Genomic DNA, 25,063 nt, shown 5'->3' on the forward strand with positions numbered 1-25,063 from the left:
CATGGCTAATCAACTTGTGATAAATATTCAGGAGGAAAAGGTTAATGTCGCCATACTCTCTGATGGTGTTCTCCAGGAGATCTTTAGTGAAGAGGATGAGTCGCTTTCTGGAAACATATATGTCGGTCGAATTGAAAAAATTATTCCAGGTTTAAATGCGGCTTTCGTAAATATAGGCGGAAATCGCAATGGTTTTTTAAAGCTGACAGATATTACAAAGCAGTATATATCCGAAGTGACCAAGAGTCCCGTGAAAGAGGGTATAAAGATTTTGGTGCAGGTGAAACATGACGCAATAGGCACTAAAGGTCCTCAATTGACAGGAAAAATATCCTTAGCCGGAAGATTCTTGGTATATTTTCCCCTCTCAAAAGTGAGAGGGGTTTCTAAAAAAGTTCAGGAACCAAAAGAGCGTGTGAGACTTCAGGAACTTTCAAGGTCACTCGCAAAGAATGATGGTGTTGTGATAAGAACTGCCGCGGAATTCGTACCAGAAGAATATGTTGCAGAAGAGTTTAATCAACTCAAATCAGAATGGCGGAAAGTCCTTCAAAGCTTTAAAAGGGCGAGAAAAATAAAGCTCCTCAGACGTGAGCCGACAACTGTTGATTATATTCTCCGCGAGAGATTAAACAAAGATATAGATGAGGTGCATGTGAATACTCGAGAAATTTACGAAAAGGTAAAAGAAGTCAGCAAAAGACTTGCTAAAAAACCGATGATCTATTTTTTTGAGGGAGATTTATTTGATAAGCTTTGCATATACAGTCAAATTGGGCAACTTCAGGAAAGGATAATCCATTTACCCAGTGGAGGATACATAGCTCTTGACACAACTGAAGCAATGACAGTTTTTGATGTGAATTCAGCGAGCTTTGTCAGTGAAAAAAATCATGCAGATCTTGCTTACAAAACAAATGTTGAGGCGGCTTACGAAATAGCGCGCCAGCTGCGCCTGAGAAATATAGGTGGTATAGTTATAGTCGATTTTATCGATATGCCATCGAAAACTTATTATGATAGATTGACTAAGGAACTACAACAGGCTATAAGAAATGATTCTGCACATATCGAGTTAATTGGATTTACAAAACTTGGGCTTCTTGAAATGACCAGAAAAAGGAGATCGCCTTCGATAGATCAGTTGCTCTTTTCCGGTTGTCCAATTTGCAAAGGTACAGGCAGGGTTGTCTCACCGCATATAGTAGTAAGAAGAGTTATAAACGAACTCTCTAAGATAGAGAATATATCAGAATATTCTTCAGTAAAGGTGATTCTTCATCAAAGACTATCTGGCTACACTGAAAAAATAAAGAAATCCTTATCTTCAACTATTGTTGAGAAAATTCGCTTCAGTTTTGAAGGCAGCAATCCTGGAGATTTCAGCGTTGTTTTCACGAAAAAGACATCTTAACTGCTTGAGCTACTCGAAGATATCTGTGAAAGATATGAACTTTGAGCTTGCATTTGAGCTATAATTTGTTCCATGGTCGCGAATTTGCTCCACAGGTCCTCTTCCTTTTTCTGGATTCTCTCAATCCAGTCTGCAAGTTGTTGAGCCAGTACGCGTTTTTCTCTGTTTATACTTCCGTTCAGACCAGCAACCTGGTCAATTTGCCCTCCGTATTTTGTCAATTCCTTGACATATTGCTGAATTTGCTGAGCAAAGCCTTCGGTATTTTCTTCATTCTGACCGAAAAATTCCCAGATTGCTTCTGGATTCTCTTCTATTTTCGATCTTAGCTTATCTTCATCTATTTCCAATTTTCCCACGACCATATTCTCATAACCGTATGAACCGGTACTGATTCCAATTTCCCACAGATACTTGATTTCTCCAGGCATACTCGTGGTAATGTAGTTTCTTAATTTATTAAAAACAGTGCGCAAGAAAGAGTCATTATTCAAAATTCCTTGCATTTTTTCCTCTTCTGTCATTTCTTCTTCATCTTTGTCTGTAACTTCGGTTTCATTCAGCTTTTCATACAAATAGCTCATTATATCATTCCATTGATTGACAAATTCCTTTATTTGCTCCACTGTAGCATCAACATTGTTTTCAACAGTGATTGTTTGAGTGGATTCTGATGTGTTCTGAACATCAATAGTTAGGCCGTTGTATTTAAAGCTATTGGAAGACGAATATAGGTCTGTCCAGTTGACATTGTCAGTACTTATCTGAACATGTGCGGAACTACCGACATTGAAAGTGGATGTATCCAAACGCAGCAATTGGGAAAGTCCACTACCTCCGTCATCTATAGATATAGTGTTTGCGCCAGTTGAATCTGAGGTCAAAATTAATTTGTCACTATTTTCATCGTATCTTGCAGTAACTCCAGCATCGCTGTTATTTATAGCGCTTATGAGTTCAGAAAGAGTTGTAGTGGTTGTGAAAGATATGCTCACGTCATTTATTGAAATTTGACCGTCATTCAATGACAAACCACGATAAGATGCTATATCACCCAGTTTTTTGTTAGCCGAAATGGCACCTATATGTGCTGTACTCTGCATTGAATAAGTTGACCCGTTCAACTCTACAGGGGCATCAACAAGATTGAAAACTTGCATAAATGTTCCCTGGGTCTGCCTGATTGCGAAAGCTTCATCGCTTGTTATATTTAATTTTCCATCGGAGAAAATCACATTTCCTGATCCAAAAATTGTTTCAAACTTAGCTATGATGTCATCTATTGTATCAGTCGTGCTTATTGATAAATCATAAGTGCTTGATCCTTTCTGCACCTTAAGCGTAGAATCAGCCGGGGTGTATCTGTACATAAGGCTCGAAAAAGTTGCAGAAGAACTTATATTATCGGGACCTATAGTCCCACCGCCAGTGAGAGAGCTTCGTGTGGCTAAGGAAAGAACCTTGACATAATAAGTTCCATTAGCAGTACTGGCATTTGCTGAGGCTGAAAGAATTGTAGAACTGGTTTCCACATTTTTTGATAAAAGATTCGATTGAAGTTTAAAATTGCTTAGAAAATTCATAAACTGCTCGAGTTTATCATCGAGTTGCTGGTATGCTTTTTGTTTCAAATCAAGCTGCTTATATTTGGTATTTAATCGCTCAGCTGCTTCAATATCGGTTGCAAGCAATGCATCAATAATAGAGGAAGTATCCAGACCTGAAAATAATCCTCCAAACTGAATTCTACTTGACGAACTTTGATAATTATAATTTATAGTGCTTGCTATTGATGACAGATCCAATTACATCACGCCCTTTCATCAAAAAGAATTCCTATTAATTCTTGAAGATTTTTTGCTATTTTCACAGCTACTTCTGGTGGAATTTGCCTGATTATCTCACCGGTTTCAGTATTTTTGATCTTGATTATTATCATATTCAAATCTCTATCTGTTGTAAACTGTGCTTCTGCTTTTAGAAAGCTTCTTATTTTCTCGAGAGATTTCTCTATGCCGTCAAGGACAGTTTCTATATTTGTTTTATCGTAATTTTCCCTATTTTTGATATGAATTTCAGCTTGGGCAGTTTTTTGCTGTGGGACATTATGAGTGTTAACATCGTTTACAGGATTAATTCTCATTGCGCCACCCCCAAATATTTTCATCTATATTATTAATCGTCCCAATAAATAAATCCTTTAAGATATCTTGAGAAAATCTCACATTTTCTAATTATAGAACTTTTTGAGATTTTATCATAAATATATAAAAATGATTTTGGGATAAATGGATAAGCAGATCTGGTATAAAATATAAATTATGAGACGATTTATCATAGCTTTTTTACTCTTTTGCTTTTTTGTATGTGGTTTATCAGGTGTTCAACTCAAAATTGAGTTTAAATCTTCAGCAGATACCAAAATTCTCGTTGAAGATGTGTCAAAGGTAATTTCTTCTCTTTTGCCGGAAAAGACATATTTGGAAATAACGCTTGATGGGTCGAATCTTCTGGCAACAGGAGATTCAACGCAAATTGACACAGTTTACGAACTAACTTTTATCGCAACTTATGATGCTACTCAAAATAAATACAATGCTTCCTGGTATGATCAAACACAACTTGCTTATTCGTGCTCTTACTCACCTAAGGATCAGCGACCATATTCAGATTTTGTTAGAGAGTGTGCACATTATCCTCTTGAAAAAGTTTCTCTCTGGCTTCTTAAAAACGATCAATTTGAAAAATACCTTCGTATTACATATCACCCATCCGTTGATGAATATGGTAGCTTCAGCCCGGATGGAAAATATTTTGCGTTTATAACAGACAGGCTATCGGGTAATCGAAACATAGCCTTGCTTGATTTGCAAGCAGGCAAGATTACGGTCCTGCCTGTAGCTGGAAGCAGCGAATATTTTCCAAGATTTTCACCTGATGGAAAACGTTTACTGTTTCAAGGGTCTCTCCATGGATTCTGGAACATATATGTTATGCCATTAGAAAATTATTCAAAAAATATTGTGTTGATTTCAGCTGGAAACAATCCTGCTTATAATCCCTGCTGGTATGATGATGGGACAGTTCTCTATGTTCAGGATAGCGAATATGGGAACCGGCTTTTGCTGAGCACAATTGCCAAAAAAAGAAAACAGATAGAAATACCTTATCCCTTTGAAATGGTTTTTTCTCCGACAGTTTATAAAGATACCATTTATTTTGTAGGGTTGAAAGAATCTGATTTTGGGATATATGCGTTAACCTCGGATGGAACTGTTACTGTTGTGGAAAACACAGTTTTTAATGAACACGATCCTGCAATATCTCCAGATGGTAGATATCTTGCTTATTCATGCAACATAACCGGTTACTATACAATATGGGTAAAAGATCTGTTTACTCAAGAAAAATGGTGCATTACGCAGGATATACCGCACGACGCTTTTTATCCAGTTTTTTCACCGGATGGTAAGGTTGTTGCGTTCAGCGTTTATGAAGGAAATTTTGAACCGGATATATGGTTTGTTAGATTCAGGCCAGTTTCGTCAACCCTTCAAGCTGAATCTGTTCCTCGCTCGTCAAGAGCTCCTTGCCATTGAGTATGATCAACAGGTCTTCTTCAAATTTTGCTATACCCAAGACAATATTTGTTTTTGTTTTACCAAGATCTGCAGGGGGTTGTTCAATCTGTTTATCTGTTATGGTAAGTACTTCGTGCACCTGATCAACAAGTAAACCAATCTTCCTGTCGTCCAGATTGATGACTACGATTTTTGAAGATGGAGCTCTGTCTGTAATTTTCATCTTGAATTTCTTCTTCAAATTTATGATTGGGATCACATTGCCACGGAGATTCATAATCCCCTCCACATAATCAGCAGATTCAGGAATTTTTACGATCTTCCCCATTTCGACAATGCTATCAACGCTCATTATATCCAAGGCAAATTTTTCTTCTCCAAGTAAAAAACTGACTACCTTAAGTTCCATATTTGTCCCTCCTTTAATCTATCTGCAAAAGGATCTGCCCAGTTTCCACATTGTCCCCTTCTTTGACGAGTACTTTTGTTACCGTACCATCGTGATCAGATAAAATATCGTTTTCCATTTTCATGGCTTCAAGGACTATAAGCTTTTGCCCTCTGGTCACCTTTTGCCCTTCACTTACATGAACTTTAAGTATCAGTCCAGACATTGGTGATTTAATCTCGACACCACTGACTGTTGCAGATGGCTGAGCAGGCTGAGGTTCTATCCGTTCAGGTTTACTATGTTCAATTACGGTTTTTTCAGCGGATTTTTCTACTGGAATTGTCGATTGTCGAATAATTGGTTGCTGCACGCCTGATAAGCCTATCTCCTCAACTTCAACTATATACTCTTTACCGTTAACTACCACCCTGAACTTGCGCGCCATCTTCTCGCTCCTTTCCAACCATATCTTCTCCATTGCACAGTTCTGTCATCGAATGAATAATTTTTTGACAGATGAATTGATTTGATCTTGACAGGTTCTCCAAAAATTTCATTTATCACTGCCGATATGATTGCAATGTGTGTATCATCGTGTTTTTCAACTGTTTTCTTCTCATCAGCTGTTTCTGATTTTTTTTGTTTTGTTTTTGAGTCTCTCGATAAAAATTCCATCAGACGAAAGATGGTATAAAGCACAACAAATATAGAGAAAACTGCCGTTATACCGACTAAAACATAAGTAGCGAGAGACATCTGATCACCTCACAAGGGGATATTACCATGCTTCTTCTTTGGCAAGGAACGGACTTTCGTTTGACATATATCTATCACTTTAATAAGCCAATCTCTGGTCTGCCGTGGATCAATAACGGCATCAATATATCCTCTTGAAGCAGCAACGTACGGATTTGCAAATGTCTCTTTATACATTTGAACGAGTTCTTTTCTTTTTTCTTCAGGGTTTGGTGCACTTTCTATATCTTTTCTGAATATAATATTTGCAGCACCCTCTGGGCCCATTACAGCTATTTCAGCTGTTGGCCAGGCTGCAACAAAATCCGCTTCAAGATGCTTACTTCCCATAGCAATGTAAGCCCCTCCATAAGCTTTTCTGAGTATTACAGTTATTTTTGGCACAGTTGCTTCACTGTAAGCATAAAGCAATTTTGCCCCATGCCTTATTATTCCTCCATGCTCCTGCTGGACACCAGGTAAATATCCTGGTGTGTCAACAAATGTAACGATTGGTATATTGAAAGCGTCGAGAAATCTTATGAATCTTGCGGCTTTGTCTGATGAATCTATATCTAAAGCACCCGCCAGGACTGATGGCTGGTTTGCAATTAATCCTACACTTTTTCCAAAGATTCTTGCAAAGCCAACCACGATATTTTTGGCGTAGTGTTTGTGAACTTCAAAAAAACTCCCCTGATCTACTACAAGGTTTATGACGTTGCGCACGTCGTAGCCTTTATTTGATTCTACAGGTACAGTAGAGAGTATCTCTTCACTTATGGTAGTTTCATAATTTCCAGGTATGCACTCTGGTTCTTCAAGGTTATTTTGAGGTATATACGAAAGAAGCTTTCTGACGATATTTACAGCATCCTGTTCATCGGAGGCAAGGAAGTGGGCATTCCCGCTTTTAGCATTGTGAACATATCCACCACCAAGATCTTCCTGACTTATTTCTTCTCCAGTTACAGCTTTTATAACATTCGGACCTGTTATAAACATCCTTGATGTTTTGTCAATCATCACTACGAAATCAGTTATTGCTGGCGAATAAACCGCTCCACCTGCACAAGGTCCGGCTATCAGTGTTATCTGTGGTATCAATCCAGATGCAATTGTATTTCTGTAAAATATTCCACCGTAACCGTACAATGAATCGACGCCTTCCTGAATTCTTGCACCACCTGAGTCATTGATACCTATCAGCGGTATTCCAAGTTCCATTGCAAGATCCATAATCTTCATAATTTTCTTTGCATGCATCTCTCCCAAGGAGCCACCCATTACCGTGAAATCCTGTGAAAATATAGCTACAGATCTACCATCGATTCTTCCTATACCCGTTACAACTCCATCAGCCGGAAGGTCTTCTTTATCCATGCCAAGCAATGTTGACCTGTGCCTGACAAATTTGTCAATTTCAACAAATGAACCGGCATCGAGCAACAAACTAATTCTCTCGCGAGCGGTGAGCTTCCCCTGGGCATGCTGTTTCGCTATCCTGTCATCTCCCCCGCCTTTTTCAATGTGTTGGTCGAGTTGATGAAGTTTATTTATGAATTCTTCCATTTTCACGCCTCCTCAGTGATTACCTTCAACAAGCTCTATAAGAACTCCACCTGTAGTTTTTGGGTGGAGGAACAAAACTTTCGTACCTTCCGCACCAGCTTTAGGTTTGTCAGATAATGGTTGTAGCCCATTGCTTTTTGCAAGTTCAGCAGCCTGATCTATTCCCAGAACATTGAAAGCAATGTGATGAATTCCCTCTCCTTTACTGTCAAGAAATTTGCTGATCTCAGAATTTTCATTCATCGGCTCCAGTAGTTCTATTTTACTTTCTCCAACTTGTATCATGTAAACTCTTATACCTCTTTCAGCAATTTCTTCCACATGAATATTTTGAAGGTTGAAAAAATCTCTATAAACTGATAGTCTTTTGGAAGCATCTCTCACAGCGATACCAACATGATCTATTTTCTTCGTGATCAAAATTAGTCCCTCCTCGTGAAAAATAGGGGCTTAAAGCCCCGTTTTAAGCCACTTTTTCCTCGGATTTTTTCTTTGATTCAGAACTCGATTCAGATGATTGGACTCCGTTTTTTCTGCTATCTGTACTGTAAAAACCACTTCCCTTGAAAATTATACCTACCCTCGAAATAGCACGTTTCATTTGTTTTCCACATTCGCAAAAAATCTCCGGGTCTTCGTTAATTGAGTGAAATACCGTTTTTTGAGAATTGCAGTTTTCACATACATATCTGTAAAACGGCATCTTATCACCTCCTGTGCCACTTCTATGCCTTTACAGTTGTATATCTTAGCCTCTGGACGTTGCAAAAGTGTTAAAATTGATCAAAATGCCTTTTTTATTATCTGAAGAAGATCGTTTTCCTGTAATTTCTTTGGAGTTTTCACCACAACACCTTTCATTGCCCTGTAAGCTACTTTTGCTATATTTTCGAGCTCTTTTTCTTTGAAACCAAGAGATGAAAGTTTCTGATTCAGGCTGAAAAGCTCTTGGAATTCGAAGAGCATATCTATGAAAATTCTGGCAGCAGTTGTCGTATTGTATTCATCAATATTGAAAACTTCATGAGCGAGTATGGCAAGCCTTTCGCGAATTTCGTCAAAGATATACTCAAGTAAATAAGGGCCCGTTATACATAGTCCTAAACCATGAGGAAGTTCTGGATGAAAGCCACTTAACCCATGCTCTATTGCATGATTTGCGATTACACCTGTAAGCGTTTCGGTGATTCCCGCTTCGGTGCTTGCCCATGCAAGATTTGTTCTTGCATAGATATCTGCACCATTTCTATAAGCAATGGGCAGGTTTGCCACAATTCTTTTCATTGAATCAATGGCCAGGATATCTGAATAAGGATTGGCGTCAATATTTAGAAATGCTTCAAGGGAATGATAAAAGGCGTCCAGGGAAGTGTACGCTGTCTGATTTTTCGGAAGTGTTATCATAATTTCGGGATCCACAATGGAGATTTTTGGAAATATAACGCTATAGCCAATACCTACTTTTTCGTTGGTTTCTGGATTTGTGATAACTGCGAATGGGTCAGCCTCAGTTCCTGTTCCATGAGTTGTTGGTATTGCAATTACAGGTAATGCTTTGTCCGGCTTTTTGCCACCACCTACTTCGACATAATCCCAAAATTTTCCACCCATCGCAGCTGTTAATGCAATAGCTTTTGCTGAATCAATAGCACTTCCGCCACCCAGGCCTATTACAAACTTGACATTTTCTTTTTTTGCAATCTCAGCAGCTTCGTCAACATCATTACTTACTGGATTTGGCTGGATTTTGTCGTAAATAACAGACTCAACATCTGTTTTTTTCAATAAGGATACAATTCTATCAAGTAAACCGCTTTGCTTCGTGCTTTTTTTTCCTGTAACTATCATTGCCTTATTTCCGAGATTTTTGATTGAGTCTGGGAGATGCTCGACAGATCCCTGACCAAAAATGATCTTTGTTGGCAAAAAAATATTAAACATATTATCCCCTCCTATATTAAGATTACACCTTTTTCTATATATGCCTTTGCAAGGCAAAGCATCTGTCCCCAACCAAACGCACATCCGAAAGCTATATCAAGTTCGTTGACGTTGCTAACAAAAACCCTGTCCTCAATTTTCACCCATGTTCCCCTCGCTGCATCTGATTGAAAAGTCATCTTTACCCTTGATCTATAACCATCGTCATATTCATACCACCAGAATTCCATAATTTTATGAGGAATGATTGATATAACGATTCCCTTATCTTCGACAATCTGCCCTTGCGTCAGTCTCTTCCAGCGAAAATATATTTGTCCTCCTTCATAAAGATCAATTTTCATACCATCGGTAAACCATGGATCCCATCCGCAATGATTTACAAAAGTCGTCCAGGTTTTTTCGATGGGGGCATTAAAATACTCTATAAACTCCATTTCTGGTATTCGAAGCAACAATATACCTCCTTAGATTTTATTATACCAACTGAGCAGGTATGATACGAAAAATGGAGAAAGCAGAAGAAAAAATGAGTGATAAAAAGATTTTCTTTTGTATATATGGAAAATAGCACTTCAACAGTGAAAATTCTTTTTATCCACGTTTGATTGTTTTTGGTAAAAGTTATAACATTATAAATAGTCCCATACCCCAGGGGAGGTGTGTTTATGAGAAAGTTCTTGTTAGTTCTGGCAATGGTTTTTACTTTATCTGCATTAGTTTTTGGAGCATACGAAATAGCTTTTGTTGTCAAGGCGACAGACTCTGATTTCTGGCAATATACCATTGTAGGAGCAAAGAATGCCGAACATGATCTACAGGGTCTGGTGAAAGTAACAGTTTACGGCCCGCCATCTGAAGCAGATATTGACAAACAAGTAGCTATCCTTGAAGATGTCATAAGAACAAAACCAGATGCAATAGTTATATCGTCGACAAGTTCTCATGCGACAGCCCCAGCTTTAAACAAAGCCTACCAGCAAGGCATAAAGATCATTCTGATTGACAACTTTGTTTACGATACCGGTTATCATTCCTTTTTAGCAACAAACAACAAAGTTGGCGGGGGTCTGGCAGCCGAGAAAGTAGTCGAACTTCTAAAGAAATCGGGAAGGCCTCTTAAAGGCAAGGTAGGTCTTATAAGTTCGATGGCGGGAGTTCAGGTGCTGATCGATCGAGATGACGGATTTACAGCAAGATTGAAAGAATTAGCGCCGGATTTAGAGATATTACCGACAAGGTATGTTGACAACGATATCGCCAAAGCGGCAGCTGCAGCAGAAGACCTTATAACAGCTTATGGAGATCAGCTGGTTGCGATTTTTGCTGACAACAATCACACAGGGGATGGAGTTGCCAGGGTGATTGAGGAACAAAATCTTCAAGACAAGGTGATTGCGGTTGCGTACGATTCTGATCCACAGGAAGTGGAAGCTCTGAGAAACGGTAGTTTGAAAGCTCTCATAGTTCAGGATCCTCATGGAATGGGTTACAAAGGAGTCATGTTTGCATTCATGGCAATTAATGGAGAAACGCTTCCAAGTTACTTTGATACGGGTGTTTATGTTGTTACGAAAGAAAATATGGACAACCTACAATGGGTACTTGATCCCTACAAAAGAAAGAAATACTGATTGTTTTTCTTGAAACGACTGCGAGGGGGATCTCCCCCTCGTAACTTTACAGAAAGAGGGGATTTTTATAAAGTTTTCCGAGAGGGATTTTGCAAAACTTTTTGATAGTACTTTACTCAAACCCGAGACATCCTGGGATGAAATACTAAACTTCGTCGATGAATCAATAAAATATGATGTTCGCGCTATAGCGATTCCATGGTATGCATTGACCTACGCTATAAAAAAAGTATCAACTACAGATATAGGTATTGTTGTTGGAATAGACTTTCCTTTTGGGTACAGCTCCATAGAACGAAAGCTCGATGAAATCAAATTTTACCTTTCGTTCAGTGAAAAAATAACTGATTTTGATGTGGTTGTGAATATCTCAGCTGTCAGGTCCAATAATTGGGAATATGTCCAGGAAGAACTGAGAATTCTCTCTCAGGAAATCAAAAAACACGACAAGATCTGCAAAATCATAATAGAAACAAGCAGATTATCAGATAATGAGATAGTCAGGCTATGTCAGCTAATTTCAAATGAATCGAGCATAGATTACGTAAAAACAGGGACGGGGTTTGGGCCTGCCCCCACGACATATAAAGATGTCCAGTTAATGAAAAAATATCTTGGAGGAAAAAAGATAAAAGTTTCTGGAGGCATCAAGACTCTCGATCAAGTAAAGCGTTTTCTCGATATGGGAGTTAGTCTTTTTGGAAGTAGTGCGGCTATTGAAATTATAGATGAATTTGTTGAAAGGCATAGGAGGAAGTGATCGATGCGCGAACTTTTAAGAGTTGATAATGTGAGCAAGTCTTTTCCGGGTGTAAAAGCCCTGGACGGTATCACTTTTTCTCTGAATAGTGGAGAAGTGCGAGGACTTGTTGGAGAAAATGGTGCTGGAAAATCAACATTGATAAAAATAATAACAGGAGCCTACAGTAAGGATTCTGGTAAGTTATATTTTCTTGGCAAAGAGATAAAAAGGAATGATCCTGTTCTGTCCAGAAAGCTGGGTATCTATGCAGTGTATCAGGATGTTATGATAGCTCCAGACATCAGTGTGGCTGAGAATTTTTTCCTCGGATCCCAACCAGGTTTTTTCGGCTTTGTAAATTGGAGAAAAATGAGAAGTGAATCAAGAAAATTTTTGAATGAAATAGATTTAGCGGTGGATGTTGATATAAGTACAAGATCTCTGAGTCTTGCTAATAAAGAAATGATAGCTATTGCAAAAGTTATGCTTTTCAATCCAAAGCTGGTTATATTTGATGAACCAACAGCGGTGTTGACTGATAATGAAAAAAGACTTTTGTTTGATCTGATTAGAAAACTGAAGAAGAAAAATATAGGGGTTATATACATATCTCATAATCTGGAAGAAGTTTTTGAAATCTGTGACACAGTGACTGTGCTTAAGGATGGAAAAGTAGTGGGCACATATAAAACAGAGGAGATAGGTAATGTAAACAGCCTTATACCACTCATGGTGGGACGGAAAATAGAAGAGATGTACTACAAAGAAAAGGTGGAGATAGGAGAAGAAATCTTGAAAGTTGAAGGGCTAACTGGCAAAAAATTCAAAGGGGTGTCTTTTAGTCTTCATTCAGGTGAAATTCTTGGTCTTTACGGATTAGCGGGGGCTGGTAGAACAGAGATAGCAAGGGCAATCTTTGGTGCGGATAAAATTGATGCTGGCTCGGTATTTGTGAAAGGGAAAAAAGTAGCAATAAATAACGCTAAAGACGCGATAAAACTTGGTATAGGTTATCTACCAGAAGATAGAAGAAATCAAGGAGTGTTTCCACCACAGAGTGTTGAGTTCAATGTAAATATTGTTAATTACCAGGACATTTTATCGAAATTTTTTGTATTTGTAAATCAGAAAAAAGCAAAAAGAATTTCGAAAGAACTTATAAACAAACTTTCAATAAAAGCTTCAAGCATCACCCAATCTGTTTATCAATTAAGTGGTGGCAATCAGCAGAAGGTCATTCTGGCAAGATGGCTTAGTCGTTTTGCACAGGTACTGATACTTGATGAGCCAACGAATGGTATAGATGTTGGTGCAAAAGCAGAGATTTACAGGCTCATAGGAGAAATCGTTAATCAAGGGAAAAGTGTTATTTTTATATCTTCGTATTTACCTGAGCTTATTGGAATATGTGATCGGATAATAGTTATTTCGAATGGTGCGGTAGCTGGGGTGTTAGAACGAAGCAATTTTTCTGAAGAACGCCTTTTAACTCTGGCTATGAGTAATGTGAGAAAAAAGGAGGGTGCTTCGTGAAACAAAAATCGAAAATGGTCATTCGGGGAACAAGTTTTGCTGAGAGAAACCTTATAATTATATTTCTGGTTTTGGCAGTTTTCTTAGCATTTGCTACCAAAGGCACTTTTTTGTCTTTTGGAAATATAACTAACTTACTTCGACAAACTTCTATAAATGGTGTTGTAGCCCTCGCAATGCTTTTTGTCATAATTACAGGTGGAATAGATTTATCTGTAGGCTCGGTTGTGGGACTTTCTGGAATGATTTTCGCCATGCTGACCTCTTCCAGGCTACAATTTCAATTTTCCACTTTTCAGGCAGTTGTTATAGCCCTACTGGTCTCAATTTTTGTAGGTGTCGGGGATGGTTTTGCTGTTCATGATTTGAAAGTTCCTCCATTTATAGCCACTCTTGGAATGATGACTTTTGTTAGGGGTCTTGTTATGTATATTTCATCTGGTCGAATGATAACAGGTATACCCTACAGTTTTGTTAATTTCTCTTCTGAAAACATCCTCGACATTCCAAAACTTGTCTGGCTCTGGGTTGTTATGGCTGTGATTGTCACGATCGTTTTGAAATACACAAAATTTGGAAGAAACCTCTACGCTCTTGGAAGCAACAAAGAAGCCGCAAGATTGTCTGGTATAAGCCTTAGATTAAACTACTACGGTGCATACGCAGTATCAGGCCTTCTGAGTGGCATAGCAGGAATTATGCTGGCTTCAAGGTTGGCAGCAGGAGTTCCAACTGCTGGCCAGGGCTATGAGCTGGACGCGATTGCATCAGTTGTGATAGGAGGGGCGAGTTTGAGTGGAGGTACCGGCACAGCGCTTGGAACTGTTATAGGGGCTTTACTGATTCAAACTTTGAGGAACGGAGGAAATCTTCTTGGTATAGATCCTTTTGTTATGCAAATGGCAATAGGATTGATCATAATCGCAGCTGTTTTCTTTGATCAGTACGTCAAGGCCAGAAGGGGGTGAGGATGTGAAGATATACATAGATGGATGCGATAAACAATCAATAGATCTGGCAGAAAAGTTTGAAATAGGTATCACCACCAACCCCACGATAATTTTCAGCGAATGTGCGAAGAGAAGTTTATTTGAGTTGATTGGTTTCTTTTCGCAGATAAAAGTACCTGAAATTTTTTTACATGTAGAGAAATCTTATGAGGATATTGTTGAGTGTCTGGATACAAAAAAATTTGTGATCAAATTGCCGTGGGTGGAAGAAAATTACGAACTGAGTGTTTTGTTGAAGAAAAAAGGATTCAGAGTGTGTGCAACAGCTGTTTATGAATTATCTCAATTGATAACGGCGTTAACTCTAAATGTTGATTTCGTGGCATTTTATTACGACAGAGCAAGTAAAAAAGGAATAGACCCAGAAAAAAGGATCTGCGAGTTTATGGAAATAATCTCAAAAAACCATTCAGATACCAGAGTAATCGTGGCGAGTTTGAAAAATGCGAATCAGATTTTATCGGCTGTAAAAACCGGAGTAAGCCATATAACTATACCTGTAGATCTTTTCAAAGAATTTGTGAAAGTTCCAGAATATGTTTTGGTTGATGTTAGAAAGTTTTCAGAAGACCTCAAGAAGATTTCTATCTCAGAAAGGAAGAAGTGAACGTGAATCGCGTGAGTGTTTTGGGAAGTTTTGTTGTAGATCTGGCAGTTTTTTCGTCTCATATTCCAAATCCTGGAGAAACTGTTTTTTCAGAATCTTTTAAAATGGGACCAGGTGGGAAAGGTTTTAATCAAGCTGTTGCTGCAAAACGATCTGGAGCAGATGTTCTGTTCATTACCAAAATAGGCCAGGATTTGTTTTCCATTTTAGCTGAGCAGGCTTTTGAAAAATACGATCTTTGTAAGAAATATTTATTAAAATCAAAAACTTATGGAACAGGTGTTGCACTGATAATTGTAAATGAAACCAACGGAAACAATGCAATATCAGTTGTACCGAATGCCTGTGTTGATATAACGTTGGAAGATGTGGAAAAAAATTCTGAAATATTTGAAAAATGTGATGTTTTCGTAGCTCAATTTGAATCTAATTTGCAGGCAACTTACAGAGCTATTGAACTTGCTAAAAGATCTGGAGCTGTTACTGTGCTTAATCCGGCGCCTGTTCGAGAATTTGACTATGAGATACTGAAATATGTGGATATATTAATTCCGAATGAAATAGAAGCGTGTTTGCTTGCTGAAAGTTTCTCAAATTGTAATAAAGTATCGAAAATTGCTGCAAAGCTCGAAAAATTTGTTGATACTGTTATTATAACTCTTGGCGAAAAAGGCGTATTCTGTTCAAAAATCTCTCATGAGATTATTCCAGCCATTAGAGTTAATACTGTTGACACTACAGGGGCAGGAGATGCTTTTGTAGGTATTTTTGCATCGTATCTTTCGAGAAACTATTCTCTGAGAGAATGTGTGAATTTCGCCATTACTGGCGCTGCTCTATCTACAACAAGATATGGAACATCTCCTTCCATGCCCTCGCAAAAAGAGATTGAACTGATGTACAGATCAGTTTTCTCTAATGAGGAGGGACAAGACCTATGAGTTACATAATTTCATATGATTTGGGGACTACAGGAAACAAAGCAACTCTTTTCAAAAACGATGGTAAGCTTTTAGCAAGTGTTTTTCATCCGTATGAAACGAATTATTTCAATATTAACTGGGTAGAGCAAGATCCAAATGATTGGTATGAATCTGTTAAGATTTCAACTCAAAAATTGTTCAAACTTTCAAAAATAAATTCAGATGACGTGAAAGTTATTAGTTTTAGCGGGCAGATGATGGGAATTGTCCCAATTGACAGAAATGGAAATCCGTTGAGACCTGCAATAATCTGGGCAGACCAGAGGAGCATTACACAGGCCGACCGTCTGAAAAAGCTGGGAGACGAGAAGGTTTATTCGATAACCGGGTCAAGGATAACTCCAACTTATGCGGGCCCAAAGATTTCATGGATAAAAGATAACGAACCTGATGTTTACAGTAACGCCTTTAAGTTTTTGTTTGCCAAAGATTTCATCATTTACAAACTGACAGGTATTGCTGGCACTGATTTTTCAGATGCATCCCTATCATTAATTTTTGATATAAGGAAGAAACAGTGGTCAGCTGAACTTGCAGAAATTTTGAATATTGACATAGGAAAACTCCCCGAAGTCTCAGCCTCTACATCTATTGTTGGAACAGTAATACCATCTGTCGCGTCAGAACTCGGATTGTCTGAAAAAACACTGGTTGTAAGAGGGGCTGGTGATGGTTCTGCAGCAACAATTGGGGCTGGTGTTTTCGATTCATGCGAAGCATATGTCTATCTGGGATCATCAAGCTGGATAAGTACCTGTACATCAGAACCGTTTTTTGATTCTAAAGCGAGAACTTTTAATTTCTGTTACCCTATTCCGGATTTTTATTGCCCAACAGGAACAATGCAGTCAGGAGGGGGATCATATCAGTGGGCGAAAAACGCACTGTGTCAATTTGAGGAAAAGCTGGCGAAGGAATTAAATCTGAATGTATACAGCATAATGGATGATTTAGTTGATTCTACAAATCCCGGTGCAAAAGGACTGATTTTTTTGCCATATCTTGTGGGAGAAAGAAGTCCACACTGGAATGTCAATGCAAAAGGTGCCTTTATTGGTCTTTCAGTAACGCACAATAAAAATGATATGTTGAGAGCAGTTCTCGAGGGAGTTAGTTTTAATTTAAAAATGATACTCGATGTATTTGAAAAATCTGGTGGATATAACTTCAAAAAGATTCGTTTAATAGGAGGCGGTGCTAAGGGTAGAAACTGGAGGCAAATAATAGCTGATGTTTTTCAAAAGCCCATTGCTGTGGCAAAGTTTCCAGAAGAAGCAACTTCCATCGGGGCAGCTATTATCGGAGGAATTGGTACAAAGATTATTACGATAAATGATGCCAAGAATTTTGTAAAAGACCTTTGCTTAGTTGAACCGAGATCCATGTACTTCAAAAGATATGAGAAGATGTATGAAGTTTTCCAAAAATCGTACTACTCGTTATTAGAAAGTTTCGACCTACTTGCAAAAATAGATTGATTTTTCAGGAGGGATTGATGTGAAGAAAAATGGAATCTTAAACCGGGAATTATCCTATCTTATAGCTTCAATGGGGCACGGTGATATTTTATCTATTGTTGATTCGGGTTTTCCCATTAGTGAAGATGTGTTTTGCGTCGATCTCAGTTTAATAGCTGGAAAACCGAAGATTGTAGAAATAATCATACCACTGCTCGAAGAGCTTGAGATAGAGAAAGTTTTGATTGCTGAAGAGATAAAAATGATCTCTCCAAAGTATCATCAGAAACTCTTGAGTATCTTTCCAAAAAATGTTCAAATTGAGTACATACCACATGAGAAGTTTAAGGATAGAGTGAGAGAGTCTAAGGGAGTTGTAAGAACAGGAGAACAAACTTCTTATTCCAGCGTAATTTTGGTTGGTGGAGTTACATATCATGGGGAAAAGGAGGAGGGTTTATGAAATATAGATCGACCAGTAGATTTCCTGAACAGATTTCAGTAATAGGCCTTGGTTGCTGGGAACTCTCTGGATCAAATGTATGGCAAGGTTCGAATGACGAAGATTCCATCAAAGTTGTCCACAAGGCCCTGAAAGCAGGTATTAATTTTTTTGATGTAGCCCCTGTTTATGGGTTTGGACATGCTGAAGAGATTCTCGGTAGGGCAATTGAAGGATTCCCCAGGGACAAGATATTGATTGCCACGAAATGTGGTTTGGTTTGGGATGAGCATAAGCGAATAAAGAGATGCCTTAAACCAGAAAGTGTTTTTCAAGAAATAGATCAAAGTTTGAAAAGATTGAAAACGGATTATGTTGATCTCTATCAGCTTCACTGGCCCGATCCCAATACACCTATTGAGGAAACCTTAGATGCTTTAACCAAGTTGCAAAAAGAAGGCAAAATCAGGTACATAGGATTATCGAATTTTTCCAGGGATATAGCAAGCAAAGTGTTACCTTATATAAGTAGTATGCAAGGATTATATAATATGTTTGAAAGAAATGCCACGAGTTATCACAGTATTCCTCTTGAATACAGATCAGAAAAGGAAATATTACCATTTTGTGAGAGAAATGGCCTTGCTTTCTTCCCTTACAGTCCTTTAATGCAGGGAATATTGACTGGAAAGTTTTTAGAGAATGAGGTTTTTGAATCTCCTGTTCCGGAACAACAAGGGCATCTCATATTTTTGGTCACAATACTTTATCCTGGAAAAGTAAATGAAGAATTCTTTATGACAAAAGGGCATTATCATACTGTTGAAAATACTGCAGAGGTTTACCTGGGAATAAAAGGAAAAGGGTTGATCCTTTGCCAGACAAAATCAGGAGATTTTGAAGTGGCTGAAATTTCTGAAAACAGGGTTGTTTATATACCCCCATTCTGGGCTCACCGGGCTGTCAATATTTTTGATGAACCACTAATTTTCTTTGGTATTTACCCGGCACATGCAGGTCATGATTATGAGACAATAGCTCAATCAGGGTTTGTAAAACGGGTTTTTTCAAAAAATGGTAGAGTGGTTATAGAGTGATTTTTCATCTGATGAAATAATCTATATTGTTTAAAAAAATATTGAATATCTCTGGATCGAAATGGTTAGCACAACTTTTCATTATATCTATCGCTTCTGAAGGTGAGTATGCTGAGCGGTAATATCTGTCTGTAGTTAAGGCGTCAAAAACGTCTGCTATAGCAACTATTCTTGCAGAAAGTGGAATCTCTTCTCCTTTGAGTTTACATGGATATCCACTACCATCAAATTTTTCATGATGATATTTTGCCACGAAAAATGATGTATATACAAGCTGATTTTTGGGTTCGTAGCGAAGAATTTTCTCAAACAGAGAAGCTCCGTGTAAAGTGTGCATTTTGATTATGTCAAATTCTTCGTTTGTTAGCTTACCTGGTTTGCGAATCACGGCATCTGGGATGAACAATTTTCCTATATCGTGAAAAAACGAAGCAATCGATAGAAATTCGAGTTCTTTATCGGTAATTAAACCTCTTTCCAGGCAGAGCTTTGCAAGCACTGTTGTATACGTTTTTACATTGATCAAGTGATCAAACAGCATCTTGTCTTTTAGTTTAATTGTTTGTATAAGAAATTCTATGAAGGCCATAGGAGAAAGTTTTTCCAGATCACACATTGAAACTGGTAGAGAGAGGTCAAAGCGGGAAAAATTCTCAACAACTTTATCTGCACCACAGCTCATGAATTCTTTTTCAGCAGAATTTGGCGCAATGATTGTTACTATAGGATACACACAGGCAATCTCTTTGCGAAGACTGGATACAAAGTCTTTGATTACTTCTGCGGGAAAACTTTTTGCATCAAGAACGATATTTGCATAACTGTGCAAATTTCTGTTGATAAGTCTCCATGCAACCTCAAAATCCATTGTGATTTCGAATGGTGTCTGGTCTGATATTTGAAAAGAAACGTATTTCTCTGGATTACTGCTCAATAAAAGTGTTTTATATTTCATTTGCTGTTTTTTCCCCATTAATCTAACTTAAAAATATACAGTATAAGATTTTTCAAACATATTATGCATGTTTTTATCTAAAACTGACGTAACCTTAATATTAAGAAAATCGTATCTAAAGCTTATAAATTTATGACTTTCATAGTACTCTTCGTAAAATTGTATTTAAGATTATTATTTTTTACTTCACAAAGAAAGTCAAAAAGAAAAAGCCAATATTCCGGTTGATCGGGATAATCACATTAATTCAATACAAAGTGCATTTTTATTCTACTTTTTTGTTTTTAGTTGAAAAGTTTTCTTGCAGTTTTGACAGTAAAGAACTTCTTTTGATCTGTATTTTTTGTAATATAGTCTCTGAGAACACTCTGGGCATGTTTCATTCGATGGTTCCAGCCAGCTTATGAAATCACAATTATCACTGGTACATTTGAAGAAGATTCTTTTGTTCTTGCTAATCTTCTTTTCAACAACTGCTGAGCATTTAGGGCATTTTCCTCTTGCAAAGCCTGTATATGTCTTTCCGCAATTCTGGCATTTAATATAATTGCCATATCTGCCACTCATTTGTTCAAGCTTTCCTCCACATACCGGGCACACTGTTTCGATAGATTCCTTTTCCTGATGGGTAAAATACATTGTGTTTTCATAAAACACAGCAGGCGTTTCGAGAGCCAATGACGTTGTTTTTGAGCAATTCTCGCACAGAAGGTACAGACCATATCTCCCGACTTTAAGTTTGTACTTGCTTTTGCAGTCACATTCCAAATTTGTGTTCATGTCTATTGAAAGCCATTTTTGTTGAGCTTCATCGAGATATTTCGAAAAGTCGTTGTAGAAATCTCTTAAGAGTTCTTTGTAATCTTTCTGACCCTGTTCAATTTTGTCGAGGGCCTCTTCCATTTTTGCTGTGAATTGAAGGTCTACTATTTCAGGGAATTTTTTTTCCAGATAGTGGTTAACTACAAAACCCATTACTGTTGGGATGAGCTGGTTTGATGATTTAATGACATATTTTCTTTCAAGGAGCGTTGATATTATTGTGGCGTATGTACTGGGCCGACCGATTCCTCTGATTTCCAGAGCACGTACCATAGATGCTTCTGTATATCGAGCGGGGGGTTTCGTCTCATCTTCTTCTATTTGCCATTTACTTATACGGATTTCCCCCGAAGGAATAGTTATCTCTTGCTCTTTGTCTTTTTTCAGAATTATCTCAAAGCCATCGAATATTCTGCGCTCGATTTTTGATTCAAAAGTATATCTATCTGATTGAAACTGGATTGTTGTTTCTTCATAAATAGCGTCTGCCATCTGTGAGGCCATGAACCTCTCCCAGATTAATTTGTAGAGCCTGTATTGATCTTTGCCAAGATCACCTTCCACTTGATCTGGCGTCAGGTCAATATTGACAGGTCTGATTGCTTCGTGAGCATCCTGAACATTTTGTTTTGCTTTTTCTGTTCTCACTTTCTTCCCTAAATAATTTTTGCCAAATTTATCTGTGATAAACTCTATTGCTTTTTGTTTTGCTATTTCAGAAACCCTTGTTGAATCTGTTCTCATATAGGTTATAAATGCCCTGTGGCCTTTTGGCGTATCTATACCTTCGTAGAGTTGCTGGGCGATCTGCATAGTTTTTTTCACTGAAAAACCGAGTTTATTGGCTGCTTCTTGCTGCAAGGTACTTGTAATGAATGGTGAAGGGGCTTTTTTCTGTATTTTTCTGGTTTTGACCTGAATGACTTTTAAAACCTTAACATTTTTTTCTATTTCTTTTGCCAGCTTTTCGTCTATCTGTTGCATGTCAATTTTTTTTCCATCTATATGTGTCAGGTAAAACTTCAGAGATCCGATATAACCCTGCACTTTCCAGAACTTCTTTGGCTGAAATTTATGTCTCTGGATTTCTCTTTCACATACTATTTTTAGAGCTGCTGATTGTACCCTCCCAGCACTTGAACTTGTCTTAAGCATTTTCCACAACAGCGGGCTTATTTTATAACCTACTATTCTGTCAAGAATACGTCTTGCCAGTTGTGCATGTACTTTGTTCATATCTATATTTCGTGGCTCTTTGACAGCATTTTTTATAGCCTGAGGAGTTATTTCGTTGAAAATGATTCTATTTTTCTCGTTAGCAACACCAAGGATGTCTGCCAGATGCCACGCTATGGCCTCTCCTTCTCTATCCATATCAGAACCCAGCAAAACTTGTTTGTTTTTCGCTTTTTTCTTCAACTCCTGAACAATTTTTTCTTTTCCATATATTATCTTGAATGTTGGTTCGAAATCTTTTTCGATATTCACACCAAACTCTTTTTCTGGTAAGTCGCGCACATGACCTTTTGAGGAAAGTACGTCATACTCTCCTTTCAATATTTCTTTTATTGTCTTTGCTTTTGCAGGTGATTCAACAATTATTATTTTATTAGCCATTTTTTCCTCCTTTCAGAATTACTCGGCATATCTGCTGATTTTTCTGACTGCACTCAACATCGTTTGTAGTGTTTGCAAATCTCTTGATTCTAAATAGATACGAACTATCGGTTCTGTTCCAGAAGGTCTTACGAGCAGCCAGCTACCATCTTTGTCAAAAAAATATCTCATTCCATCGACAGAATCTTCGTCAACTATCTTCAGATTGACCAGGTAATCTTCAATATTCTTAAATTTATCCAGAAACTGCTTTTTTTCCTCATCACTCTGGAAATCTATATCTATTCTTGTATTGTTAAATTTTCCATATTCTTTTTCAAATTGTTTTCTTATTTCAGAAAGACTCTTTTTTTCATAGGCAATCATTTCAAGAACCAGTAAACATGCGAGTATACCATCTTTCTCGGGAACATGATTCGCTATGGATAAACCACCACTTTCTTCTCCGGCTATTACTGCATTCTCGGACATAAGTACAGTTGCGAGAAATTTGAATCCAACAGGTGTTTCGAGAACTTTTTGTTTGAATGTATGAGCCACAGCGTCAACGGCATGAGAAGTGGCTATTGTTCTTGCCACTGGACCAATTTTACCTTTATTCTTGTATAAATGATAGGCAAGAAGCGCGATAATCTCATTGGGTTTCACGAATTCGCCATTATTGTCAAGTATGCCGAATCTATCTGCGTCGCCATCGGTAGATATCAAAACATCCCAGTTGAGATTTTTTATCCTGCTGGAAAATTCTGACAACCTTGTTTCATCCGGCTCAGGTCTTCCACCACCGAAATATGGATTTCTGTAATTATGGACAACATCCAAATCTGAACAAATCGTCTGACACAAGTCATCTAAGTATCCGATGGAAGATCCGTACAATAGATCTGCAATAACTCTCAAACCAGCAGATTTAATACGTTCGATATCGATTAATTCTGATAGCGCTTTAAAATAATCCGGTTTTGGGTCGATAATCTCAAAAAGATCTTTTGAGCTTGCTTCACGAAGATTCATTAGAGGTATTTTCCGTTCATCTATTTTCTCAATGAGTTTTTCTATCTCACTTGTTACTTCTGTTGGAGCAGGAGAACCATCTGATGGATTGAATTTTATTCCACAATACTCCGGTGGATTATGCGATGCAGTGATGTTTATCCCGCCATCAAGCTTATAATGTCTTATGGCGTAAGAAACAACTGGTGTTGGAGTTGGATTTTCGGGCATCAAAACCTTTATACCATTTGCCGCAAGAACTTCAGCAACAAGCTGTGCATAGTTTTCGGTCATAAAACGGGTGTCACGTGCCACGATCACTTTCCTGCCGCCATTTTTCTTCAAATATTCAGCAATAGCTTGTGTTACAATTTTCACGTTGGAAAATGTAAACTGATCACCCATAATAGCTCTCCAGCCAGAGGTACCAAATTTAATCTTCATTTTCTTGCCCTCCCAGCCAAAGGCGTCTTTGAAGGTGCCTATCATAATCTGTCCAGATTTTCTCGTTCCCATTTTTCTTACCCTTTTCCTGCAAATATCTGAATCTTGCAAGCTTTGCATCCATATTTTCGAGGGAATGAATAACAAAAGCCTCAGCTGTTTTTGGAACCACAGGCGACCCCCATTCAATTTCACCATGATGAGAAAGAATTATATGTTCAAGGTGAAGTAATTTACTTCCGGTTAGACCAATTTTATAAGCGACTTCTCTGATTGCCTCGACTCCAAGTACTATGTGTCCTTTCAACTCGCCTTCAGTTGTGACTTCAAAGCCTTTCTGAGTTACTCTGTATTCTCTGACTTTTCCAATATCGTGAATCATCGCGCCAGCGAGCAGAAGATCTTTGTTTAGCATAGAATCATACACTTGCCAGATTTTCTTGCACGAGCTCACAACATCTACAGTGTGTTCAAGCAATCCTCCGATGTATGCATGATGTACACTCACCCCTGCTGGGCATTGAACAAACAATTTGACAAACTCTGTATCCTCAATGAAAATCTTTTCCAGCAACTTTTTCAAATCAGAATCCGAGATTTCTTTGACAAAGACTATCAATTTCTCATACATTTTATCTATATCACGCGATGTTACTTCCAAAAATCTGCGAAAATCGTATTCTGAATCATTCAAATTTTTTATAGAGTCAGCAGATTTCTCGAGATTCAGCTGTATATGATCTTCAAAATAGACTATCCTTCCCCTGGCAACCACTACATCTCCATCGTTTATTTTCAAGAAATTCTCATCCGCGTTATACCAGTCTATTGCCCTGATACTACCTGTTTTATCTGATAAAGTCATGAGGAGAAACTTTTTCTGATCCCGGGCCTCTTGAAGTTTTCTGCTTGTTACCTTAGCTATGACTTGGACATTTTCATTTACTTTGCTGCCTAAGTCCTCGAGGTATGGAAAATCAGGTTCCTTACTCGGCTTGAGTTCGTTAAAAATTTCTTTTGGAATCCTATCTCCAAGTTTCACGATATTCACGCTCCTCGTAATTATTGTACAACACGACTTTGATTATCTATT

Annotated in this window: 25 protein-coding genes; 11 read left to right on the forward strand and 14 right to left on the reverse strand. The window is 37.9% G+C overall.

Going from position 1 to position 25,063, the window contains the following annotated elements; translation table 11 throughout:
* Nucleotide 1 precedes the first annotated feature (1 nt).
* A complete protein-coding gene (locus TEL01S_RS00805) occupies nucleotides 2–1,414 on the forward strand; it encodes an Rne/Rng family ribonuclease (protein WP_012002221.1) in 1,413 nt (470 codons plus the stop codon).
* On the opposite strand, the gene fliD is transcribed toward TEL01S_RS00805, so the two are convergent.
* Entirely contained in the window at nucleotides 1,411–3,219 is a 1,809-nt protein-coding gene (fliD, locus tag TEL01S_RS00810; RefSeq protein ID WP_012002222.1) for a flagellar filament capping protein FliD, read from the reverse strand. The genes TEL01S_RS00805 and fliD overlap by 4 nt on opposite strands.
* A 5-nt stretch (nucleotides 3,220–3,224) precedes the next feature.
* On the reverse strand, nucleotides 3,225–3,557 hold the full coding sequence (locus TEL01S_RS00815) for a flagellar protein FlaG (protein WP_028843541.1): 333 nt from the start codon (nucleotides 3,555–3,557) through the stop codon (nucleotides 3,225–3,227).
* A 178-nt stretch (nucleotides 3,558–3,735) separates the two neighbouring features.
* Here TEL01S_RS00815 and TEL01S_RS00820 point away from each other — a divergent pair, with 178 nt between their 5' ends.
* Nucleotides 3,736–5,013, forward strand: a complete 1,278-nt coding sequence (locus TEL01S_RS00820) for a TolB family protein (protein WP_012002224.1) — start codon at nucleotides 3,736–3,738, stop codon at nucleotides 5,011–5,013.
* On the opposite strand, the gene TEL01S_RS00825 is transcribed toward TEL01S_RS00820, so the two are convergent.
* From TEL01S_RS00825 to TEL01S_RS00860, 8 genes are all read right to left on the reverse strand, one after another.
* Nucleotides 4,946–5,404, reverse strand: a complete 459-nt coding sequence (locus TEL01S_RS00825; protein ID WP_012002225.1) for a chemotaxis protein CheW — start codon at nucleotides 5,402–5,404, stop codon at nucleotides 4,946–4,948. The two genes, TEL01S_RS00820 and TEL01S_RS00825, sit on opposite strands and share 68 nt — an antisense overlap.
* A gap of 13 nt (nucleotides 5,405–5,417) precedes the next feature.
* Nucleotides 5,418–5,831: a biotin/lipoyl-containing protein gene (locus TEL01S_RS00830; protein ID WP_012002226.1), complete on the reverse strand. Its 414-nt coding sequence runs from the start codon at nucleotides 5,829–5,831 to the stop codon at nucleotides 5,418–5,420.
* Nucleotides 5,807–6,142, reverse strand: a complete 336-nt coding sequence (locus TEL01S_RS00835) for an OadG family protein (RefSeq protein ID WP_012002227.1) — start codon at nucleotides 6,140–6,142, stop codon at nucleotides 5,807–5,809. The genes TEL01S_RS00830 and TEL01S_RS00835 overlap by 25 nt, the downstream gene beginning before the upstream one ends.
* 9 nt (nucleotides 6,143–6,151) lie before the next feature.
* Nucleotides 6,152–7,693 carry an acyl-CoA carboxylase subunit beta gene (locus TEL01S_RS00840; protein ID WP_012002228.1) on the reverse strand — a complete coding sequence of 514 codons (1,542 nt, stop codon included), beginning with the start codon at nucleotides 7,691–7,693 and terminating at the stop codon, nucleotides 6,152–6,154.
* 12 nt (nucleotides 7,694–7,705) lie between these two features.
* Entirely contained in the window at nucleotides 7,706–8,113 is a 408-nt protein-coding gene (gene mce, locus TEL01S_RS00845; protein WP_012002229.1) for a methylmalonyl-CoA epimerase, read from the reverse strand.
* A gap of 43 nt (nucleotides 8,114–8,156) precedes the next feature.
* Entirely contained in the window at nucleotides 8,157–8,396 is a 240-nt protein-coding gene (locus TEL01S_RS00850; RefSeq protein ID WP_012002230.1) for an FmdB family zinc ribbon protein, read from the reverse strand.
* Nucleotides 8,397–8,476: 80 nt separating this feature from the next.
* On the reverse strand, nucleotides 8,477–9,634 hold the full coding sequence (locus TEL01S_RS00855) for an iron-containing alcohol dehydrogenase (protein ID WP_012002231.1): 1,158 nt from the start codon (nucleotides 9,632–9,634) through the stop codon (nucleotides 8,477–8,479).
* 11 nt (nucleotides 9,635–9,645) lie between these two features.
* On the reverse strand, nucleotides 9,646–10,089 hold the full coding sequence (locus tag TEL01S_RS00860) for an SRPBCC family protein (RefSeq protein ID WP_012002232.1): 444 nt from the start codon (nucleotides 10,087–10,089) through the stop codon (nucleotides 9,646–9,648).
* A 213-nt stretch (nucleotides 10,090–10,302) separates the two neighbouring features.
* On the opposite strand from TEL01S_RS00860, the gene TEL01S_RS00865 reads away from it, so the two are divergent.
* The 9 genes from TEL01S_RS00865 (at nucleotide 10,303) to TEL01S_RS11135 (ending at nucleotide 19,139) form a co-directional block, all read left to right on the forward strand.
* Complete coding sequence (locus TEL01S_RS00865) at nucleotides 10,303–11,268, forward strand: ABC transporter substrate-binding protein (protein ID WP_012002233.1); 966 nt, start codon at nucleotides 10,303–10,305, stop codon at nucleotides 11,266–11,268.
* 67 nt (nucleotides 11,269–11,335) lie between these two features.
* Nucleotides 11,336–12,028, forward strand: a complete 693-nt coding sequence (gene deoC, locus TEL01S_RS00870; RefSeq protein ID WP_228369066.1) for a deoxyribose-phosphate aldolase — start codon at nucleotides 11,336–11,338, stop codon at nucleotides 12,026–12,028.
* A 3-nt stretch (nucleotides 12,029–12,031) separates the two neighbouring features.
* Nucleotides 12,032–13,543 carry a sugar ABC transporter ATP-binding protein gene (locus TEL01S_RS00875; protein WP_012002235.1) on the forward strand — a complete coding sequence of 504 codons (1,512 nt, stop codon included), beginning with the start codon at nucleotides 12,032–12,034 and terminating at the stop codon, nucleotides 13,541–13,543.
* Complete coding sequence (locus TEL01S_RS00880) at nucleotides 13,540–14,511, forward strand: ABC transporter permease (protein ID WP_174375652.1); 972 nt, start codon at nucleotides 13,540–13,542, stop codon at nucleotides 14,509–14,511. Before TEL01S_RS00875 ends, TEL01S_RS00880 begins: the two co-directional genes overlap by 4 nt.
* Before the next feature lie 4 nt (nucleotides 14,512–14,515).
* Entirely contained in the window at nucleotides 14,516–15,160 is a 645-nt protein-coding gene (locus TEL01S_RS00885) for a transaldolase family protein (RefSeq protein ID WP_028843538.1), read from the forward strand.
* A gap of 2 nt (nucleotides 15,161–15,162) precedes the next feature.
* On the forward strand, nucleotides 15,163–16,101 hold the full coding sequence (locus TEL01S_RS00890) for a ribokinase (protein ID WP_038051411.1): 939 nt from the start codon (nucleotides 15,163–15,165) through the stop codon (nucleotides 16,099–16,101).
* Nucleotides 16,098–17,621, forward strand: a complete 1,524-nt coding sequence (gene xylB, locus TEL01S_RS00895) for a xylulokinase (RefSeq protein WP_012002239.1) — start codon at nucleotides 16,098–16,100, stop codon at nucleotides 17,619–17,621. Before TEL01S_RS00890 ends, xylB begins: the two co-directional genes overlap by 4 nt.
* Nucleotides 17,622–17,640: 19 nt before the next feature.
* Nucleotides 17,641–18,063: a D-ribose pyranase gene (gene rbsD / locus TEL01S_RS00900; RefSeq protein WP_012002240.1), complete on the forward strand. Its 423-nt coding sequence runs from the start codon at nucleotides 17,641–17,643 to the stop codon at nucleotides 18,061–18,063.
* Nucleotides 18,060–19,139, forward strand: a complete 1,080-nt coding sequence (locus TEL01S_RS11135; RefSeq protein ID WP_051366132.1) for an aldo/keto reductase — start codon at nucleotides 18,060–18,062, stop codon at nucleotides 19,137–19,139. The genes rbsD and TEL01S_RS11135 overlap by 4 nt, the downstream gene beginning before the upstream one ends.
* Nucleotides 19,140–19,143: 4 nt before the next feature.
* Here the strand turns inward: TEL01S_RS11135 and TEL01S_RS10650 are convergent, their stop codons facing one another.
* The 4 genes from TEL01S_RS10650 to TEL01S_RS00925 all read right to left on the reverse strand — a co-directional run bounded on the left by TEL01S_RS10650 (nucleotide 19,144) and on the right by TEL01S_RS00925 (nucleotide 25,012).
* Complete coding sequence (locus tag TEL01S_RS10650; RefSeq protein WP_161632320.1) at nucleotides 19,144–20,094, reverse strand: HD-GYP domain-containing protein; 951 nt, start codon at nucleotides 20,092–20,094, stop codon at nucleotides 19,144–19,146.
* 270 nt (nucleotides 20,095–20,364) lie between these two features.
* Complete coding sequence (gene topA / locus TEL01S_RS00915; protein WP_028843537.1) at nucleotides 20,365–22,533, reverse strand: type I DNA topoisomerase; 2,169 nt, start codon at nucleotides 22,531–22,533, stop codon at nucleotides 20,365–20,367.
* 18 nt (nucleotides 22,534–22,551) lie between these two features.
* Nucleotides 22,552–23,970: a phosphoglucomutase/phosphomannomutase family protein gene (locus TEL01S_RS00920; protein WP_012002247.1), complete on the reverse strand. Its 1,419-nt coding sequence runs from the start codon at nucleotides 23,968–23,970 to the stop codon at nucleotides 22,552–22,554.
* The gene (locus TEL01S_RS00925; protein WP_012002248.1) at nucleotides 23,960–25,012 is read right to left on the reverse strand and encodes a 3'-5' exoribonuclease YhaM family protein; all 1,053 of its coding nucleotides are present in this window, start codon (nucleotides 25,010–25,012) and stop codon (nucleotides 23,960–23,962) included. Before TEL01S_RS00925 ends, TEL01S_RS00920 begins: the two co-directional genes overlap by 11 nt.
* Between the last annotated feature and the right edge of the window lie 51 nt (nucleotides 25,013–25,063).

This window comes from Pseudothermotoga elfii DSM 9442 = NBRC 107921 (genome assembly GCF_000504085.1).
Lineage (GTDB): Bacteria > Thermotogota > Thermotogae > Thermotogales > DSM-5069 > Pseudothermotoga_B > Pseudothermotoga_B elfii.

Coding starts and splice junctions, on each gene's coding strand:
- TEL01S_RS00805 (WP_012002221.1), top strand. CDS start 2: ATGGCTAATCAACTTGTGATAAATATTCAGGAGGAAAAGGTTAATGTC.
- TEL01S_RS00815 (WP_028843541.1), bottom strand. CDS start 3,557: ATGAGAATTAATCCTGTAAACGATGTTAACACTCATAATGTCCCACAG.
- TEL01S_RS00820 (WP_012002224.1), top strand. CDS start 3,736: ATGAGACGATTTATCATAGCTTTTTTACTCTTTTGCTTTTTTGTATGT.
- TEL01S_RS00825 (WP_012002225.1), bottom strand. CDS start 5,404: ATGGAACTTAAGGTAGTCAGTTTTTTACTTGGAGAAGAAAAATTTGCC.
- TEL01S_RS00830 (WP_012002226.1), bottom strand. CDS start 5,831: ATGGCGCGCAAGTTCAGGGTGGTAGTTAACGGTAAAGAGTATATAGTT.
- TEL01S_RS00835 (WP_012002227.1), bottom strand. CDS start 6,142: ATGTCTCTCGCTACTTATGTTTTAGTCGGTATAACGGCAGTTTTCTCT.
- TEL01S_RS00840 (WP_012002228.1), bottom strand. CDS start 7,693: ATGGAAGAATTCATAAATAAACTTCATCAACTCGACCAACACATTGAA.
- TEL01S_RS00850 (WP_012002230.1), bottom strand. CDS start 8,396: ATGCCGTTTTACAGATATGTATGTGAAAACTGCAATTCTCAAAAAACG.
- TEL01S_RS00855 (WP_012002231.1), bottom strand. CDS start 9,634: ATGTTTAATATTTTTTTGCCAACAAAGATCATTTTTGGTCAGGGATCT.
- TEL01S_RS00865 (WP_012002233.1), top strand. CDS start 10,303: ATGAGAAAGTTCTTGTTAGTTCTGGCAATGGTTTTTACTTTATCTGCA.
- TEL01S_RS00875 (WP_012002235.1), top strand. CDS start 12,032: ATGCGCGAACTTTTAAGAGTTGATAATGTGAGCAAGTCTTTTCCGGGT.
- xylB (WP_012002239.1), top strand. CDS start 16,098: ATGAGTTACATAATTTCATATGATTTGGGGACTACAGGAAACAAAGCA.
- TEL01S_RS11135 (WP_051366132.1), top strand. CDS start 18,060: ATGAAATATAGATCGACCAGTAGATTTCCTGAACAGATTTCAGTAATA.
- TEL01S_RS10650 (WP_161632320.1), bottom strand. CDS start 20,094: ATGAAATATAAAACACTTTTATTGAGCAGTAATCCAGAGAAATACGTT.
- topA (WP_028843537.1), bottom strand. CDS start 22,533: ATGGCTAATAAAATAATAATTGTTGAATCACCTGCAAAAGCAAAGACA.
- TEL01S_RS00920 (WP_012002247.1), bottom strand. CDS start 23,970: ATGAAGATTAAATTTGGTACCTCTGGCTGGAGAGCTATTATGGGTGAT.